This is a genomic window from Thalassorhabdus alkalitolerans, from assembly GCF_042656525.1.
GTDB classification, from domain to species: domain Bacteria; phylum Bacillota; class Bacilli; order Bacillales; family Marinococcaceae; genus Thalassorhabdus; species Thalassorhabdus alkalitolerans.
In genome coordinates this window covers 12,757-26,447 of sequence record NZ_JBHSOZ010000007.1, presented here as the reverse complement: position 1 = coordinate 26,447, position 13,691 = coordinate 12,757, and the positions used below count along the sequence as shown (strand labels likewise).

The window sequence follows — 13,691 nt, the reverse complement described above, 5'->3', positions numbered from 1 at the left end:
GGGAAAACAGCGGAGCGAAAGGCGGGATGTCCTTTCGCTTCCGGCAAACAGTGTTGTTATTTAGGCGTTCTCACTGGACTCCATTTTCAGGTTCAGCTTGTCATTAGACTGTTCTTCTTCATCGTCTAACTCTTTCATTTCAATTTCTTCTTCCGTACTGGAAAGCATCTTCACATCCATGCCAAGAGCTTGCAGCTCTTTAATCAGTACTTTGAAGGATTCAGGCACGCCTGGTTCAGGGACATTTTCTCCTTTGACGATTGCTTCGTAAGTTTTCACACGTCCTACGACGTCATCAGACTTCACTGTCAGAATTTCCTGCAGTGTATAGGCAGCCCCGTATGCTTCTAGCGCCCATACTTCCATTTCCCCAAAACGCTGACCGCCAAATTGGGCTTTTCCGCCAAGCGGCTGCTGGGTAACAAGGGAATAAGGACCAGTAGAACGAGCATGAAGCTTGTCGTCGACCATGTGAGCCAGTTTAATCATATACATAACACCGACAGAAACACGGTTATCAAAAGCTTCCCCGGTCCGGCCGTCGTATAGTATTGTTTTACCATCACGAGCCATTCCTGCTTCAAGTAATGTTTCCCACACGTCTTCCTCCCGGGCTCCGTCAAATACCGGAGTGGCCATATGGAGTTTCAGCTGGCGGGCGGCCATTCCTAAATGAAGCTCGAGCACTTGCCCGATATTCATACGGGATGGTACCCCTAGAGGGTTCAGCATGATATCAATCGGTGTTCCATCTGGAAGGTAAGGCATATCTTCCTCTGGAAGAATCCGGGAAATAACACCCTTGTTCCCGTGACGTCCTGCCATTTTGTCACCTTCATGAATCTTACGTTTCTGAACGATATACGCTCTAACCAGTTGGTTAACTCCCGGTGGAAGCTCGTCTCCATCTTCGCGGTTAAAGATCTTAACATCAAGGACAATGCCGTCAGCTCCGTGGGGCACTCGCAGAGAAGTATCTCTTACTTCACGGGCTTTTTCACCAAAGATGGCATGAAGAAGTCGTTCCTCAGCTGTCAGTTCTGTCATCCCTTTTGGAGTAACTTTCCCGACAAGAATGTCTCCATCTTTTACTTCGGCTCCCACTCTGATGATCCCTCGATCATCCAGGTTTTTAAGAGCATCCTCACTTACGTTAGGAATGTCTCGAGTAATTTCCTCTGGTCCAAGCTTTGTATCACGTGCTTCCGACTCATATTCTTCAATATGCACAGAAGTATATACATCGTCCTTTACCAGTCGTTCACTTAAGATGATGGCATCCTCGTAGTTATAGCCGTCCCATGTCATAAAGCCAACTAACACATTACGCCCTAGAGCCATTTCACCTTTTTCCATCGATGGGCCGTCAGCGAGCACCTCACCTTTCACAACCTGGTCTCCTTCACTCACAATTGGACGCTGGTTGTAACTGGTTCCTTGGTTTGAACGTATAAACTTGGACAAATTATATTTATCAAGGTCTGTCTTAACATCTTTACCGTCCACTTCCTCAAGGCGGCGGATCCATACTTCTCTAGCAGTGACACGCTCTACGATTCCCCTTGATTTAGAGACAATCGCTGCCCCTGAATCCTTAGCAGATACGTACTCCATGCCGGTACCCACAATAGGAGCTTCCGGCTCTAACAAAGGCACTGCCTGCCGCTGCATGTTCGCACCCATAAGAGCACGGTTAGAGTCGTCATTTTCAAGGAAAGGGATACAAGCTGTCGCAGCAGATACAACCTGCTTTGGAGAAACATCCATGTAGTCTATTTTTTCTTTCGGCACAATGGTGTTCTCACCGCGGAAACGCGCAATGATATTCTCATCCACAAAGCTTCCATCATCAGTGAGCTTCGCATTAGCCTGAGCGACTACATAATTGTCTTCTTCATCCGCAGTTAAATAATCGATATGCTCAGTAACCTTTCCAGTCTCATGATCAACACGGCGGTACGGAGTTTCCATAAAGCCAAATTCGTTGACCTTTGCATAACTTGACAAAGAGTTAATCAAGCCGATGTTTGGACCCTCTGGTGTCTCAATCGGACACATCCGGCCATAGTGAGAGTAGTGAACATCACGCACTTCAAATCCGGCACGCTCACGAGTTAACCCGCCGGGCCCAAGAGCAGAAAGACGGCGTTTATGCGTTAACTCTGCCAATGGATTCGTCTGGTCCATGAACTGGGAAAGCTGAGAGCTTCCAAAGAACTCTTTGATTGAAGCAATTACCGGGCGGATATTAATCAGAGCCTGGGGAGTGATAGCGCTTGGATCTTGTATAGACATTCTTTCACGCACCACTCGCTCCATTCGTGACAATCCGATACGGAATTGGTTTTGAAGTAATTCACCTACAGAACGTAAACGACGGTTACCTAAGTGATCGATGTCATCTGTATCTCCCACCCCATGAAGCAGGTTAAAGAAATAGTTAATGGAAGCCACAATGTCTTCCGGAGTAATGTTTTTGACAGACTTGTCAATATTCCCATTACTGATGACGTTGATCGCCCGGTCGGCATCCTGCTCATCAGGCGGATATATTTTGATAGACTGAATATCTAAATCGCCTTCTTGTACTACACCACCGCTGACAGAATATCTCTTAAATCCTACATTATTTTCAAGGTAAGGAATAAGTCTATCAAGAGTTCTGCGGTCGATGACTGCACCTTCTTCAGCAAGCACTTCACCTGTTTCTGGGTCTACCAGAGTTTCAGCAAGGCGCTGATTAAAGAGACGATTCTTGATATGAAGCTTTTTGTTCATTTTATAACGGCCGACATTTGCCAGGTCATATCTCTTTGGATCAAAGAACCTTGAGTCTAAAAGACTTTTAGCGTTTTCTACAGTCGGCGGTTCCCCTGGACGAAGGCGCTCATAGATTTCAATGAGTGCTTTTTCCGTTCCATCGGTATTGTCTTTTTCAAGAGTATTGCGTAAATACTCATCTTCACCCAGAAGATCAATAATCTCCTGGTCCGAGCTAAACCCAAGAGCTCGCATAAGTACAGATACAGGGATTTTTCGTGTGCGGTCGATACGAACGTAAACAATGTCTTTCGCATCTGTTTCAAGTTCCAGCCATGCTCCACGATTAGGAATGACCGTGGTGGTATAACCTTTCTTTCCATTCTTGTCCGTTTTATGGCTGTAGTACACACTTGGCGAACGAACAAGCTGGGATACGATAACACGCTCAGCTCCATTAATGACAAAGGTTCCCGTATCAGTCATTAGAGGGAAGTCCCCCATGAAAACCTCTTGTTCTTTAACCTCTCCTGTTTCTTTGTTCATTAATCGAACCTTCACTCGGAGTGGAGCAGAGTAAGTTACGTCTCTTTCTTTTGATTCTTCTACGGAATACTTTGGTTCTCCAAGGCTGTAATCAATGAATTCAAGGATGAGGTTCCCTGTAAAATCTTCTATTGGGGAAATATCCTGGAACATTTCCTTTATACCCTCATCTAAAAACCATTGATAGGAAGCGGTTTGGATTTCAATGAGGTTAGGTAATTCTAACACTTCACTGATTCTTGCATAGCTTCTTCTCTGGCGGTGGCGTCCAAACTGAATGAGTTGACCTGTCAACTGATTCACCCCTCAAATCTCGCAAATTGTTCGTCACTCTCGGAGCAACGACTTTCCAAAGGTGACAAGCAATAAGGAAAGAAAATATGTGAACACGAATAACCCCTTTTCAAACGAAAATGGAGTCACTCATGTTTCTTCCAAGCTGATTCACAAATAATAATCTTCTTGCTGTATTACGAGAGTGCTAACCATCAAGTTATGAAGAAACGTAAGATAAGCAAACAATGCAGCTTGAACTTACTGTTCAAATGCTTGGCGGAATCTGTAAAATAAAATTTTAATGCTCTTTCGTTCGAAAAGTGCAAAATAAAAAATGGCTCTATAGAGAAACCACTATTTTCCATCTCCTGCCTTGATTATCCTATTGTTCCCCACTCTCTTGTTTTTTATTCACTACCTGATCATTTTCATTAATTCTCTTTGCATCATAAAATTGGTAGTTATACGCATTAAATAACAATAACACAAACCAATCTTCTGGTCAATTATTTTTTGGCCCTTAAAATATAATAACCTTTGTTTTTTTTCACAGTTTCGACAGACTCAAAGATTTCCTCCAGTCTTTCCTTAGCAGAAGGAGCACCTTGCTTTTTTTGTATTACTACCCAAAGTTCTCCGCCAGGCACCAAGTGGTTAAACGTTTGTTTGAAAAGCTCATGAACCACTTTCTTTCCGGCTCTGATCGGGGGATTGGTAACGATTGCCGAGAAGTCCTGCTTTTCTACTGAATCAAGCAAATCACTCTCTTGTATAGTGACATTGTTTATTTGATTGTCTTTTGCATTCCTCTTCGCCAGAGCAAGCGCTCTCTGGTTCACATCAACCATCCACACGTCTCTTTCCTTTTCAGCAGCAAGAGCAAGTCCAATAGGTCCGTATCCGCAACCCACGTCAAGAATCTCACCATCTGCCTCGGGCCACTCAAAAGCATCAAGCAAGGTTTGCGTTCCAAAGTCCACTTCTCCTTTTGAGAACACGCCTCTGTCAGTGGTGAACACTAGCTTATTACCACGTAAAACTGTTTTGATCTTTCGTTCTTCACTCTCACTAGAAGGGTTATGAGAATAATAATGATCTTTCATAACGTGCCTCCTCATTTATGAACTGTCCATCTATCCTACCAAAAGTAAATTGCAGAAAGCAAAAAATGCCTTGTTTTCCCAACTAAAATGATATTCTTCTCCACTACCCCCGGCATCAGATGACCTTCAAAACAAAACAATCGAACAAAAAGGCTCCCCCCTAGATTAGGAGGAAGCCGATATTGCTGCGTTACCTTACTTAACTTCTACGCTTGCGCCAGCGTCTTCTAGCTTGCCTTTGATTTCTTCAGCGTCTTCTTTGCTTACGCCTTCTTTGATTGTCTCTGGAGCGCCGTCAACTAGAGCTTTAGCTTCTTTCAAGCCAAGTCCAGTGATTTCACGTACGACTTTGATTACGTTGATCTTAGATCCGCCAGCGGACTCAAGAACTACGTCAAATTCAGTTTGCTCAGCTTCAGCAGCTTCTCCGCCTCCGCCAGCTACAGCTACAGGAGCAGCAGCAGTTACGCCAAACTCCTCTTCGATTGCTTTTACAAGGTCGTTCAATTCAAGAACGGACATTTCTTTGATTTCTTCAATGATAGATTCTTTACTCATTGTGAATCCTCCTTAAAATAATTGATTATATTTTTACGTACTTTACGCACTATACAGCGACGTTCGACTTATGCGCCTTCTTCTTCCTTTTGGTCGGCAACTGCTTTGGTAGCCAAAGCAAAGTTGCGCATTGGAGCTTGAAGTACGCTGAGTAGCATAGAAACAAGTCCGTCGTGAGATGGTAGGTCGGCAAGCTGCTTGATTTCATCAAGGCTTACTACGCGTCCTTCAATCACGCCTGTTTTAATTTCCAGCGCCTCATGATTTTTTGCAAAATTGTTAAGAACCTTAGCCGGCGCCACTACATCTTCTGTGCTTGTGGCGATAGCAGTTGGACCAACAAGATGCTCATCAAGGTCTGTTAGGTTTACTTGTTCAGTCGCACGGCGAGTCATTGTGTTTTTGTACACTTTGAAATCTACGCCAGCTTCACGCAATTGCTTACGAAGTTCAGTAGCTTCTGCCACGTCAAGTCCACGGTAGTCTACAAGGATTGTAGAAACGCTATTTTCAAGCTTTTCTGCGATTTCGCTTACGACTTGCTGCTTCTGTTCAATTACTTTGCTCATCGTCACACCTCCTAGTCTTCATACATTATTACCACACGATGACAAGGCTTCTATTCATTCACCCTTTGGGCTTATGCAATAAAAAAACCTTCATGTCCATAGACATGAAGGTTTGCTCTCATAATTATCCTATGTGATTTCTCACTAGGAATTATAGAAAACTACCTCGGCAGGAAGTTTAAGTGCGGCAAGCACTCCTGCTGTCTATGGTACGTCCGTATTGGTTTGTTTCAGGTTTCATACCTTTAACAGTATATATATTTCAAAGTAAGACGTCAAGTCTTATTTTAGGTTCAAAGTAGAAGTAGATACTTTCACTCCAGGACCCATAGTAGAAGCAACTGCTACGCCCTTCATATACGTTCCTTTAGCAGCGGCAGGCTTAGCTTTTACCAGCGTCTCGATCACTGTGTTAAAGTTCTCTTGAAGCTTTTCAGTATCAAAAGAGATTTTACCGATTGGCGCGTGGATGTTACCAGACTTATCTGTGCGATATTCAACTTTACCAGCCTTAATCTCACCTACAGCCTTTTCTACATCCATTGTTACCGTACCGGTTTTAGGGTTTGGCATTAGACCTTTAGGTCCAAGTACTTTACCTAGTCTACCAACTTGAGCCATCATGTCCGGTGTTGCAACAACAACATCAAACTCAAACCAGCCTTGTTGGATTTTGTTTACAAGATCATCTTCACCAACATAATCTGCTCCAGCAGCTTCTGCCTCTTGCGCTTTTGCACCTTTAGCAAAAACCAGGACACGTTGAGTTCTGCCAGTTCCGTGCGGAAGCACAACAGCTCCGCGGATTTGCTGGTCATTTTTCCTTGGGTCAACGCCAAGACGAACAGCCACTTCTACTGTTTCATCAAAAGAAGCAGGAGCAGTCTTTTTTACTAGCTCAATAGCTTCTTCGGCATTATATGCTTGTTCACGATCAATAAGCTTTACAGCATCTTGATACTTTTTACCTCTTTTAGCCAATTTCATTTCCTCCTCGTTGTGGTTTTAGCGGTTATACCTCCCACTAATAAAGGTTGCGTCGTCCAGTCATCTAGACGGGATCTCGCAACCCTTAATCAGGCAACGGCAATTAGTCTTCGACTACAATGCCCATGCTTCTTGCTGTACCTTCAACCATAAGCATAGCTGCATCAATGTCAGCTGCGTTAAGATCTGGCATCTTTGTCTCAGCAATTTCACGTACTTTATCACGCTTAATCGTTGCTACTTTGTTCTTGTTAGGTTCACCAGAACCGCTTTCCACTCCAGCAGCTTTCTTTAGAAGAACAGCAGCGGGTGGAGTTTTTGTGATGAAAGTAAACGAACGATCTTCATATACACTAATTTCTACAGGAATGATCATTCCTGCTTGATCAGCAGTACGAGCATTGAATTCCTTACAGAATCCCATGATATTTACTCCAGCTTGTCCTAGTGCCGGTCCTACTGGCGGAGCCGGATTCGCTTTCCCTGCAGGAATCTGCAATTTAACGACTTTCTCGACTTTTTTAGCCACGCGACACACCTCCTTAGTCCGTGATGTGGTTTCTCGGGCAAGAGCCCTCCCACTCGAAAACGAACTTGATATCACAAGTTCGTTTGTTGAAGCTTATTTCAAACATTAAAAATCTTATCACTTCGCGAGAGGAACTGCAAGTCCAAATTTAAATCTTTTCAACCTGATGAAACTCCAGCTCCACAGGAGTCTCCCTGCCAAACATATTGACATGCACCTTTACTTTTTGCTTTTCTGTATTAATATCTTCAATGGTGCCGGTAAAGTCAGCAAATGGTCCTTCTTTCACCTTCACTGTTTCTTTAAGGTCAAAGTCCACCTCTGCTTTCGGAGCATCCACACCCATTTGCTTCAAAATGTTATCTACTTCATCAGGAAGCAAAGGAGTCGGCTTGGAGCCTGCTCCTGCAGAGCCTACGAATCCAGTCACCCCCGGAGTGTTTCGAACTACGTACCAGGAGTCATCTGTCATCACCATTTCTACAATGACGTACCCTGGAAAGACCTTGCGAGTGACCGCTTTGCTTTTTCCGTTTTTCACTTCCGTTTCTTCTTCAACCGGAACAAGCACGCGGAAAATCTTATCGGTCATCTCCATGGACTCTACCCTTTTTTCCAGGTTCGTTTTTACTTTGTTTTCATATCCAGAATATGTGTGTACTACAAACCAATTTTTCTCCATGTTCAAGTGGACGGTATGTCCTTCCCTCCTAACTAACAGGGGTCAGTTCAGCTATTAATCCAAGAATGTACGAACAAGGGTAGACAATCCTAAGTCTACCACGGCGAAGAAAATTGAAATAAAGAAAACCGTTGCAAGAACCACACCGGTATATTTTATTAACTCTTTACGAGTGGGCCAGGTAACCCGCTTCATTTCCCTGCCTACATCCCGTAAAAACTTCCCCGTATTTTTTACGCCGCTCGCCATAAGTGCCACCTCCAAAGCTTATGAGCCTCCTAAACCTACATGTCAATGAAACTATCTCTATACGAACCTTCACCGGTTTAAGATTCTCTGCAACAGAAAGCACAGCTCTTACGCTCCATCCTCTCCAATATTGGAGGAGATTATCCCTGGCTATTTATGAAAAAACCGCCTTTCGGCCTGGCTGTTCATTCCTTGCCTTCAAACAGTATATTTATAAATAAAAAAACAACCGCAGATTACTTTGTCTCACGATGAAGGCTATGCATATTACACTGTTTGCAAAACTTCTTCACCTCAATGCGGCCGGTCTCTGTCTGCTTCTTTTCAGTTGTATAGTTTCTGGCAAAGCACTGTCCACATGAGAGTACCACTTTCCTCCGCATTGAGCACCTCCTAAGTAAGCTCACACTTCGTCATATGCATGCGCTTAATCACCATATCATACAGGAATTTCACTGTCAATCAGCTGGAGGAAAGGGCCGAATTTTACCCTCAAAAAAACAAGGCAGCTGTCAAAGGATAAGCATGCCTTGTTTTTCAGTTATGAATATTTCGAAAATAAATGGTGAACGTTTTTCCTTTTACACTTATAAAGTTACGCCCTTTACTTCCATGTATCTTTCAAGCTTTCGTTTGACTCTTTGTAAAGCGTTGTCAATTGATTTCACGTGTCTGTTTAAGTCAGTCGAGATTTCTTGATAGGATCTTCCATCCAGATAAAGCATAAGTACCTTTTGTTCCAGGTCACTTAGTATTTCACTCATTTTCAGTTCGATGTCGTCAAACTCTTCCTGATTAATAATCAGCTCTTCCGGGTCACTTACACGAGATCCGCATATGACATCCAGCAGAGTTCTATCTGATTCATCATCATAAAGGGGCTTGTCCAAGGAAACATAGGAATTAAGCGGCATGTGTTTCTGCCGTGTTGCCGTTTTAATTGCAGTAATAATTTGCCTGGTAATACATAGTTCAGCAAAAGCTCTAAAGGAGGAAAGCTTGTCTCCTTTAAAATCGCGAATCGACTTATAAAGCCCAATCATACCTTCTTGAACAATGTCTTCATGATCAGCCCCTATGAGAAAATAGGATCTCGCTTTTGCGCGCACAAAGTTCTTATATTTATTAATTAAAAACTCAAGTGCTGCTGTGTCTCCATTACGAACGCTTGCCACTAGTGCTTCATCTTCAGCCTTATTGAAATGGTGCTGCTTTGCATCTTTGAGGTCTGTGCCCAATACAATCCCCCCGCCTCGACTGATTGTATATTTCTAGAAATAATTATAAATCACCGTGAAACCAAGCGTCAACTACTCATCGGCCTTCTCGACGCCATTTGTCAAAAATTTCAGCAATTTCTTTTGATATGGGCAATTTCGTCTCAATTCGACGCTCTTTTGTCTCTTGTACTTGTCGAGAAATGCCTTCCTCCACCAGCTCCATTTCTATGCGAAGCTCCCGGGCTGACTTTCTCAGGGCCCCGCTTCCAAAAATCAAAGACTGCTCCGCATAGTCTGAAGTGGCGACATGTACTCGCGTTTCTACATTTTTAATTTCTCTTACAAGCTTTTCTATTCTTTCATCTGCTGTTTCATTCTCTCTTGTGTACACTACATCAATCCGGTAGTTAAGGTACTTCTTTCCCACGCCAGGAACCATGTGAGCATCAAAAATGACCTTTACCTCCCACCCCTTGAACGCTTGGTACTCAGCCATTTTTTCAATTAACAAGTCCCGGGCCTGGGCGAGGTCCTTTTCCCTTAATTCTTTTAACTCCGGCCAGTCCCCGATAATGTTGTAGCCATCAACAAGCAAGACATCCTTCATTTCCATTTTACCCTTGTCCAATCGGCTTCCGTTTTCTCAGTACTTCAAACATTAACAAGCTGGCTGCTACCGACGCATTTAGTGATGTGACATGCCCTGTCATGGGAATACTTAGAAGAAAGTCACACTTCTCTTTTACCAGCCTGCTCATCCCTTTTCCTTCACTTCCAATCACCAGGCCAACAGGCATATCCCCGTCCCATTCACGGAAATCCTGCTTTCCTTTTGCATCAGTCCCTGCAAGCCACAGTCCTTTTTCCTTAAGCTCATCCATAGTCCGGGCCAGGTTTGTTACCCGCACGACCGGGACATGCTCAATCGCTCCAGTAGACGACTTTGCTACTGCCTGCGTTAAACCGACTGACCTGCGCTTTGGAATGATCACACCGTGGGCACCCGCTGCGTCTGCCGTTCGCAGAATAGACCCTAAATTATGAGGATCGGCAATTTCATCCAGTAGCAAAAAGAAAGGGTCTTCCCCTTTGTCACGCGCTTTCTTAAAAAGATCTTCAAGCTGTGCATATTCATAAGCCGCCACAGAAGCCACCACCCCTTGGTGACGGTTATTGCCGGCAAGCTCATCAAGTTTTTTCCGGGGAGAAGGCTGTACAAGAACTCCATTTTCCTTGGCAAGATCAAATACTTGTTTCATCTGCCCTTTCCCGGCACCTTCAGCTGTCCACACTTTATTAATCGGCCTGCCTGCTCGTAAGGCTTCCAGGACAGCGTTTTTGCCTGTGATCCACTCCTCACTCATGACTTCTCACTCCTTTCCTGTTCTTCTTCCACGAGGGTAAATGTATAGTAAATAATTCTCTCCAAGCGTTCCTTGCGTTCCAGGAAGTATAAAAAACCTAGCAGCGCTTCAAAGGCTGTACTGTGCCTGTACGTGTTTTGATCCGTATTTTTCGGCACAGTTCCAGACTTCGCGTTTCTCCCTCTTCTCACCACTGCCTCTTCTTCCTCTGTAAGTTCCTGCTTATCTAAAAGGCTTCTTACCGCCCGGGCTTGTGCCTTTGCGGAAACATACGACGTGGTGGTCTGGTGAAGCTTCTGAGGTCGTACTCTACCGCGGGCGATAAGATGATGTCTGACGTACATATCGTAAATAGCATCCCCCATATAAGCGAGGGCCAAAGCATTTAACTGCCGGGCATCTACTTGCTTCTCTCCTCGTTCCTCGTCCAGCATTTACCTCACCCTCTTTTCCAGCGAGTTCCTTGAGGAGTGTCCTCCAGGATGATTCCCTGCTCCTTTAAATCATCTCGAATTTTGTCGGCTAATGTAAAATCACGATTTTTCCTCGCTTGAATACGCTTTTGAATCAAAGCCTCTATCTCTTCATCAAGGATTTCTTTCTCTTCTTCTACGGTCAGGCCAAGAATATCTCCTATTTCTTTGATTATCCCTATAAAGGCGGAAAGGACCTTCTTGGAGGAATGCTCAGCCTGCATGCAGCGATTGGCTTCCTTGACTATATCAAAAAGCACAGCAATTCCATTGGCGGAATTAAAGTCATCATCCATTTCTTTGATAAAAGTCTTTTTGTGCTGATCAATCAATTTCAACCACTCTTCTTCGTCTCCAGCGTCTGCACTTTCTTCCAAGCGGTGTTCAAGGTTGCTGACCGTGGATTTAATCCGGTCCAGGCTGCTTTTTGCACTCTCTAATAATTCACTGCTGAAATTAATAGGAGTACGGTAATGTGCCTGCAGCATAAAGAAACGAACCACATCGGCCGGATGTTCCTTAATAATGTCATGCACAAGTACGAAGTTACCAAGAGATTTCGACATTTTTTCATTATCTACTTTAATATACCCATTATGCATCCAGTAATTAGCCATCGCCTTTCCAGTAAGGGCTTCTGACTGTGCAATTTCATTTTCGTGATGAGGAAAAGCAAGATCCTGTCCTCCTGCGTGTATATCTATCGTATCACCAAGGTATTTTTTTACCATGGCAGAACATTCAATATGCCACCCTGGACGACCCTTTCCCCATGGGCTATCCCAGGAAATTTCCCCCTCTTTCGCTTTTTTCCATAGTACAAAATCCAGAGGATCTTTCTTCTTTTCTCCCACCTCTATCCGAGAGCCAAGCTGAAGGTCTTCAATGGATTGATCTGAAAGTTTCCCATAACTGTCAAATGCTTTTGTTTTAAAATAAACGTCTCCCTCCGCTTCGTATGCATACCCTTTATCCTCCAAAAGAGTGATGAAAGTAATAATGTCCTCCATGGTGTCAGTAACTCGCGGGTGAAGATCGGCTTCCTTGACTCCGAGGGCCTTTGTATCCTCATGATAAGCCTCAATAAATTTTTCAGCTAATGCAGGGACCTCTTCTCCCAATTGATTCGCCGCTTTTATAATCTTATCGTCGACATCAGTAAAGTTAGAGATATACATTACCTCGTAACCTTTGTAGTCCAGATACCTGCGTACCATATCAAAGACAATGGCAGGCCGGGCGTTTCCTATGTGAATATAGTTATAAACCGTTGGACCGCAGACGTACATTTTCACTTTGTTTTCTTCCAGCGGTTTGAAGGGTTCTTTCTTTCTAGTTAGCGTATTATAAATGCTTACTGTCATCGCTGCTCACTTCCCTGTCTTTGTTCTTCCTTTTGTTTTTGCCGCAGTACCTTCACCTCTTGCCGCAGCTCCTCTAATTCTTCTTCTAGCTTACAAAATCTATCTGTAACAGGATCAGGAAGAAGGTGGTGATTTAAGTGCCCGTCTTTATCTTCATCTACTTTCACACCATCTTGAATGACGACTTTTCCAGGGATTCCAACTACCGTTGAGTTATCCGGCACCTCTTTTAAAACCACAGATCCGGCTCCAATCCGGGCATTTTCCCCGATCGTCATTGAACCGAGCACCTTTGCTCCGCTTGCAATCAGAACGTTGTCTTTAATGGTCGGGTGTCTTTTTCCTTTTTCTTTCCCTGTACCCCCAAGGGTCACTCCTTGGTAGATGGTGACGTTATCACCTATTTCACACGTTTCCCCAATGACAACACCCATTCCGTGATCAATAAACAAGCGCTGTCCAATTACTGCACCCGGATGAATTTCAATTCCGGTAATAAAGCGACTAAATTGAGACAAAAGCCTCGCTAAAAAGAAAAGCTTGCGCTGCCATAAGAAATGCGCTACCCGGTGAGCCCATACAGCGTGAACTCCTGAATAAGTCATAATAACTTCAAACCGGCTCCGCGCTGCCGGGTCTTGTTCAAACACTACATCAATGTCATTTTTAAATGTTTTAAACATAGTTTCTCCCTCTTTTTCCCATTAATATGCCGTGCCCTCGTACACTCCAAAGTCTTTTTCCCCGTTACTATTTGGCACGAAAAAAAGCGCCCTGTGCCATTGGCACAGAGACGCTTACATAAGCGCGGTTCCACTCTGCTTAAGGATCAGAGAAATATAGATCCTTCCCTTCATCAGTTAACGGCTTAAGCCGCCCCAGCATACTTACTCTTCAGCCAGGGACTCTAAGGTGCATGTTCAGGAAACTCTTCCTACGACCACTTTCAGCCAAGGTGATCGTCTCTGTTTAGGAGGGCAGCTTCCTTACTTATCCTTATCAACGTTTTCT

15 protein-coding genes and 2 other annotated features (1 of these 17 running past the window's edge) are annotated in these 13,691 nt (G+C 43.9%); all 15 genes read right to left on the bottom strand.

From position 1 onward, the window contains the following. Positions 1–60: 60 nt before the first annotated feature. Positions 61–3,600 (bottom strand): DNA-directed RNA polymerase subunit beta, encoded by a 3,540-nt coding sequence (gene rpoB, locus ACFPU1_RS13370; RefSeq protein WP_385942028.1) that lies wholly within the window; start codon positions 3,598–3,600, stop codon positions 61–63. A 488-nt stretch (positions 3,601–4,088) separates the two neighbouring features. Then, positions 4,089–4,685 (bottom strand): class I SAM-dependent methyltransferase, encoded by a 597-nt coding sequence (locus ACFPU1_RS13365; RefSeq protein ID WP_054637137.1) that lies wholly within the window; start codon positions 4,683–4,685, stop codon positions 4,089–4,091. Positions 4,686–4,880: 195 nt separating this feature from the next. Further along, a complete protein-coding gene (gene rplL / locus ACFPU1_RS13360) occupies positions 4,881–5,243 on the bottom strand; it encodes a 50S ribosomal protein L7/L12 (RefSeq protein WP_054637138.1) in 363 nt (120 codons plus the stop codon). 68 nt (positions 5,244–5,311) lie between these two features. Beyond that, on the bottom strand, positions 5,312–5,812 hold the full coding sequence (gene rplJ, locus ACFPU1_RS13355) for a 50S ribosomal protein L10 (protein ID WP_385942023.1): 501 nt from the start codon (positions 5,810–5,812) through the stop codon (positions 5,312–5,314). A 72-nt stretch (positions 5,813–5,884) separates the two neighbouring features. Beyond that, positions 5,885–6,040, bottom strand: a sequence feature (ribosomal protein L10 leader region). Between the two features lie 54 nt (positions 6,041–6,094). After that, positions 6,095–6,793 carry a 50S ribosomal protein L1 gene (rplA, locus tag ACFPU1_RS13350; RefSeq protein ID WP_054637139.1) on the bottom strand — a complete coding sequence of 233 codons (699 nt, stop codon included), beginning with the start codon at positions 6,791–6,793 and terminating at the stop codon, positions 6,095–6,097. A 109-nt stretch (positions 6,794–6,902) separates the two neighbouring features. Next, entirely contained in the window at positions 6,903–7,328 is a 426-nt protein-coding gene (gene rplK / locus ACFPU1_RS13345; RefSeq protein WP_054637140.1) for a 50S ribosomal protein L11, read from the bottom strand. A gap of 148 nt (positions 7,329–7,476) precedes the next feature. Beyond that, positions 7,477–8,010, bottom strand: coding sequence for a transcription termination/antitermination protein NusG (gene nusG, locus ACFPU1_RS13340; protein WP_054637141.1), 534 nt, complete (start codon positions 8,008–8,010; stop codon positions 7,477–7,479). 54 nt (positions 8,011–8,064) lie between these two features. Continuing rightward, on the bottom strand, positions 8,065–8,259 hold the full coding sequence (gene secE / locus ACFPU1_RS13335; RefSeq protein ID WP_054637153.1) for a preprotein translocase subunit SecE: 195 nt from the start codon (positions 8,257–8,259) through the stop codon (positions 8,065–8,067). Between the two features lie 236 nt (positions 8,260–8,495). Continuing rightward, a complete protein-coding gene (rpmG, locus tag ACFPU1_RS13330) occupies positions 8,496–8,642 on the bottom strand; it encodes a 50S ribosomal protein L33 (protein WP_054637142.1) in 147 nt (48 codons plus the stop codon). 204 nt (positions 8,643–8,846) lie between these two features. Then, positions 8,847–9,497 carry an RNA polymerase sporulation sigma factor SigH gene (sigH, locus tag ACFPU1_RS13325; RefSeq protein WP_385942017.1) on the bottom strand — a complete coding sequence of 217 codons (651 nt, stop codon included), beginning with the start codon at positions 9,495–9,497 and terminating at the stop codon, positions 8,847–8,849. A gap of 76 nt (positions 9,498–9,573) precedes the next feature. Next, positions 9,574–10,086, bottom strand: a complete 513-nt coding sequence (locus ACFPU1_RS13320; RefSeq protein WP_100400953.1) for an NYN domain-containing protein — start codon at positions 10,084–10,086, stop codon at positions 9,574–9,576. Positions 10,087–10,093: 7 nt separating this feature from the next. Beyond that, entirely contained in the window at positions 10,094–10,843 is a 750-nt protein-coding gene (gene rlmB, locus ACFPU1_RS13315) for a 23S rRNA (guanosine(2251)-2'-O)-methyltransferase RlmB (protein WP_385942013.1), read from the bottom strand. Then, entirely contained in the window at positions 10,840–11,277 is a 438-nt protein-coding gene (locus ACFPU1_RS13310) for a Mini-ribonuclease 3 (RefSeq protein ID WP_385942010.1), read from the bottom strand. Before ACFPU1_RS13310 ends, rlmB begins: the two co-directional genes overlap by 4 nt. A gap of 5 nt (positions 11,278–11,282) precedes the next feature. Next, positions 11,283–12,680, bottom strand: a complete 1,398-nt coding sequence (gene cysS / locus ACFPU1_RS13305) for a cysteine--tRNA ligase (RefSeq protein ID WP_385942007.1) — start codon at positions 12,678–12,680, stop codon at positions 11,283–11,285. Further along, positions 12,677–13,363 carry a serine O-acetyltransferase gene (gene cysE, locus ACFPU1_RS13300; RefSeq protein ID WP_054637144.1) on the bottom strand — a complete coding sequence of 229 codons (687 nt, stop codon included), beginning with the start codon at positions 13,361–13,363 and terminating at the stop codon, positions 12,677–12,679. Before cysE ends, cysS begins: the two co-directional genes overlap by 4 nt. 103 nt (positions 13,364–13,466) lie before the next feature. After that, positions 13,467–13,691 (bottom strand) — a binding site (T-box leader); it runs 1 nt beyond the window's last position.